Here is a 3,671-nt window from a genome sequence, read left to right on the forward strand (position 1 = left end):
ACGACGAGCACGCGGTCGTCGCCTACCTCGGCGACGGCGCGACCAGCGAGGGCGACTTCCACGAGGCGATGAACTTCGCGGGCGTCTTCGACGCGCCCGTCGTCTTCCTCTGCGAGAACAACAACTGGGCCATCTCCCTGCCCCGGGAGCGCCAGACCGCCAGCGACTCCATCGCCCAGAAGGCCGAGGCGTACGGCTTCGAGGGCGTGCAGGTCGACGGCAACGACCCCGTCGCCGTCTACGAGACGGTCGGCGGCGCGCTCGCGGACGCCCGCGAGGGGAATCCGGTGCTCGTCGAGAGTCTCACGTACCGGCAGGGCGCCCACACCACGAGCGACGACCCCGAGCGCTACCGGCCCGCCGAGGAGGACCTGCCGGAGTGGCGGACCGCGGACCCGCTGGAGCGCTTCGAGACGTACCTCCGTGAGCAGGGCGTCGTCGACGACGTGTTCGTCGCCGAGTGCCGGGCCGACGCCGAGGCCGAACTCGACGCCGCCATCGAGGCCGCGGAAGCCGTCGACGCGCCCGACGCCGACGACGTCTTCGACTACGTGTACGCCGAACGCACCCCGCGCGTCGACGACCAGCAGCGGTGGCTGACGTCGTACCTCGAGCGCCACGACCCCCAACAGCGGGAGTTCTAGGCGGCGGACAGCGAGATGTACGTCTTCGTGTCGGTGACGCCGGCGACCGTCCCGATGCGGTCCGACACCGTACCGAGGACGTCCTGCATCTCGTTCCCCTCGACCTCCGCGATGACGTCGTACTTGCCCGCGACCACGTGCGACGCCACGACCCCGTCGAGGTCGGCGACCCGGTCGCGGGCGTCGGCCGCCGTGCCGGCGCCGGTCTTCACCATGATGAACGCGTGAACCATACGCCCAGTTCGGCGCGCGTCGCCAAAAGTATTGTTGCGTGGTAACGTGGCACAAACCTATTTGGCGCTCCCCCGCGTTGGGACGCGTATGCACGTCCTCATCGTCGGCGCCGGGCGCGTCGGCCTCCGGACCGCCCGCATCACCCAGAACGAGGGCCACGAGGTCACCGTCGTGGACAACGACTACGACAAGGCCGAACGCGCGGAGAACGAGGGGTTCGACGTCGTCGAGGGCGACGGCTCCGACGAGAGCACCCTCGAACGCGCCGGCGTCGACGAAGTGGACGCGCTCGGCGCGCTCACCGGCGACCTCAACACCAACTTCGTCGCCTGCATGGTCGGCAAACACCACGGCTGCCGCACCGTCATGCGCATCGACGAGGACTACCGCGAGAACATCTACCGCAAGTACGCCGAGGAAGTCGACGAAATCGTCTACCCCGAGCGCCTCGGCGCCATCGGCGCGAAGAACGCCCTCCTCGGCGGGAACGTCACCGCCATCGCCGACCTCGCCGAGAACCTCCAGATCGTCCAGTTCGCCGTCACCGACGACGCCCCCATGCAGGGGTACACGCTCAGCGAGCTCGAACTCCCCTCGCGCGCCCGACTGCTCGCGTTCGGCAAGCAGGACGACGCGCTCGGCCTCCCGCTCCCCGACGACACCCTCGAGGTCGGCGACCGTATCGCCGTCCTCGCCGAGTTCGACGCGCTCGACGACGTCCGCCAGATACTCGTCGGGGACGCCGACGCCGCCACGGAGGTGGTGTAGATGGTCACCGCCTACGTCCTCGTCAAAGCCAACACCGGCGAAGCCGACCGGCTGCTCGACGCTATCGCCGCCATCGACGGCGTCGTCGACGCCCACGTCGTCGCCGGCGACGTCGACGTCATCGCCAAACTCGACGTCGACTCCCCCGCCGACGTCAAGGACATCGCCGCCGACGAAATCCAGCACACCGACGGCGTCGAAGACACCGAGACGTACATTTCGATGTGACTGCACTTTTTGCGCTGCGGGGGTGCGCCGCAGGCGCACCCCGCTCGGCAAAAACTTGCGGAAAAAGCACTCGTCGTCGTTCGAAAGACGGCTGCGCCGTCTTTCGTGATGACGAAAGGCGCGAAGCGCCTTTCGAACCACTCCCTACGGTCGCTCGTCGGCCTCGCGGCGAAGCCGCGAGTGAACCGCTTCGCTCGGGCTTTTCAAGCCGCTCGCTCGCGGATGCTCGCGTCGGCTGTGTAGTCGCTGCGAAAACGAATCTGTCGCCGCGATTATAGTGGCGTTCCTTCGGTGCTCTCGGCGTTCTGGGCGGCCTGCTGGCGCATCTGGTCGACCTTCTCGACGTAGTCGTAGCCGGGGATGACGCCCTCGAACCACGTGCCCTCGACGTAGTTCACGAGCGCGAGCGCGTCGTCCGCGGCCTTCCCGGTGCGCGGCGCGAACGTGATTTCGACGGTGATGTCGCCGCCCTCGCGGGAGACGGATTCGACGTCGACGTCGTTCGCGAGCGTGACGCTGTCGGCGTCGCCGGCGCGGCGCTCGAACGTGTCGTACCAGCCGTCCTCGACGACGTCGGCCACGTCGTCGTTCGTCGCGGCGTCCAGCGTCGGCACCACGACCGTGATTTCGACCGTGCCGTCGTCGACGGAGACGGTGGCCTCCCAGTCGTTGGTCGTCGGGACGAACGCGCCGTCCGAGCGCTCGAAGCGCCCGTGGCCGGCGAACTCCTGCTCGATGTCGGTCATTACGATACGGGAGGGCGCGCTCGCAGTTGGGTGTTGCGCTCGGCGACTTCGACGCCCGTAAGTAGCGCTGCCGCCCACGTTCCGCCGATTCGCTCGATGCGCTCGGACCGCCGCGCCGCGCTGGACGCCGTCGCGCTCGTCGCCGTCGGCGGGTTCGCGGGCGCGAACCTCCGGTACGCCGTCTCCCTGCTCGCGCCCGGCCTCACCGGGACGCTCGCCGTGAACGCCGCCGGGAGCTTCGCGCTCGGCGCGCTCGTCTACGCGGCCGCCAACAGCGACCCGCTGGGCGAGCGCGCCCGGCGACTCCTCGGCACCGGCCTGCTCTCCTCGCTGACGACGTACAGCACGTTCGCCGTCCAGACCGCGGCCGCCCCGCCGGCGCTGCTGGCCGCGAACGTCGCCGCGAACTACGCGCTCGGCTTCCTCGGCGTCCTCGCGGGCCGCGCGTCGCCTACGCTACGGGGGGTGGCTCGTGATGGACGTCCCAGCACCGGTGCTCGTGGGCGTCGGCGGCGCGCTCGGCGCAGTCCTCCGATTTGCGGTCGGCGAACTCGTCCAGACCGAGGGGTATCCCGCGAGCACGCTCGTCGTGAACGTCCCCGGGTCGTTCGCGCTCGCCGCGCTCACGTTCGCCGGCGTCGGCGACGACGCGATGCTGCTGTTCGGTACTGGCGCCTGCGGCGCGTTCACGACGTTCTCCTCGTTCAGCGTCGACGTCGTCGGTCTCGTCGAGAACGAGCGATTCGGCGAAGCCGCGTTCCACGCCCTCGGCAATCTGGCCGGTGCGGGGATAGCGATTGGACTGGCGTGGCTGCTGGTGGCCTGACCCACCGGACTGTTCATGTCGCGGCAGTGCGTACGCCGCGCCGTGACAGACCGACTGGACTCGCGGACGGGACGGCTGGTCGCGTACCTCCGGCACAACCGCGACCAGCTCGTCGTCGACGCCGCCGTCCTGTTCGCGTGGACGGTCGGCTCGGCCGCCCTGTTCCAGTGGCTCGACCTCCCGCTGTGGCTCCACTACCTCGTGTTGTTCGTCGGCGTCGCCGCC

The 3,671-nt window shown here is 69.6% G+C and carries 7 protein-coding genes and 1 pseudogene; 6 read left to right on the forward strand and 2 right to left on the reverse strand.

The genetic code is table 11. The features are described 5' to 3' along the window. The coding region (locus GJ634_RS14560) for a thiamine pyrophosphate-dependent dehydrogenase E1 component subunit alpha (protein WP_269449542.1) at positions 1-644 on the forward strand (644 nt) is incomplete at its 5' end. On the opposite strand, the gene GJ634_RS14565 is transcribed toward GJ634_RS14560, so the two are convergent. Then, positions 641-877, reverse strand: coding sequence for an Lrp/AsnC family transcriptional regulator (locus GJ634_RS14565; RefSeq protein WP_157503569.1), 237 nt, complete (start codon positions 875-877; stop codon positions 641-643). The genes GJ634_RS14560 and GJ634_RS14565 overlap by 4 nt on opposite strands. Positions 878-965: 88 nt before the next feature. Here GJ634_RS14565 and GJ634_RS14570 point away from each other — a divergent pair, with 88 nt between their 5' ends. Then, positions 966-1,646 (forward strand): TrkA family potassium uptake protein, encoded by a 681-nt coding sequence (locus GJ634_RS14570; RefSeq protein WP_157503570.1) that lies wholly within the window; start codon positions 966-968, stop codon positions 1,644-1,646. Next, on the forward strand, positions 1,647-1,874 hold the full coding sequence (locus GJ634_RS14575) for an Lrp/AsnC family transcriptional regulator (protein WP_157503571.1): 228 nt from the start codon (positions 1,647-1,649) through the stop codon (positions 1,872-1,874). Between the two features lie 272 nt (positions 1,875-2,146). Here the strand turns inward: GJ634_RS14575 and GJ634_RS14580 are convergent, their stop codons facing one another. Beyond that, entirely contained in the window at positions 2,147-2,620 is a 474-nt protein-coding gene (locus GJ634_RS14580) for a DUF5813 family protein (protein ID WP_157503572.1), read from the reverse strand. Between the two features lie 96 nt (positions 2,621-2,716). Here GJ634_RS14580 and GJ634_RS14585 point away from each other — a divergent pair. From GJ634_RS14585 to GJ634_RS14595, 3 genes and pseudogenes are all read left to right on the forward strand, one after another. Then, positions 2,717-3,094, forward strand: a pseudogene (locus GJ634_RS14585) (CrcB family protein); the annotation flags it as partial. A gap of 1 nt (position 3,095) precedes the next feature. After that, positions 3,096-3,446, forward strand: a complete 351-nt coding sequence (locus GJ634_RS14590; protein WP_157503573.1) for a CrcB family protein — start codon at positions 3,096-3,098, stop codon at positions 3,444-3,446. A gap of 42 nt (positions 3,447-3,488) precedes the next feature. Further along, on the forward strand, positions 3,489-3,671 hold a 183-nt coding region (locus tag GJ634_RS14595; RefSeq protein ID WP_197425549.1), incomplete at its 3' end, for a hypothetical protein.

The sequence above is a fragment of the Halobacterium sp. CBA1126 genome, assembly GCF_009741975.1.
In the GTDB taxonomy this organism is placed as follows: Archaea; Halobacteriota; Halobacteria; order Halobacteriales; family Halobacteriaceae; genus Halobacterium.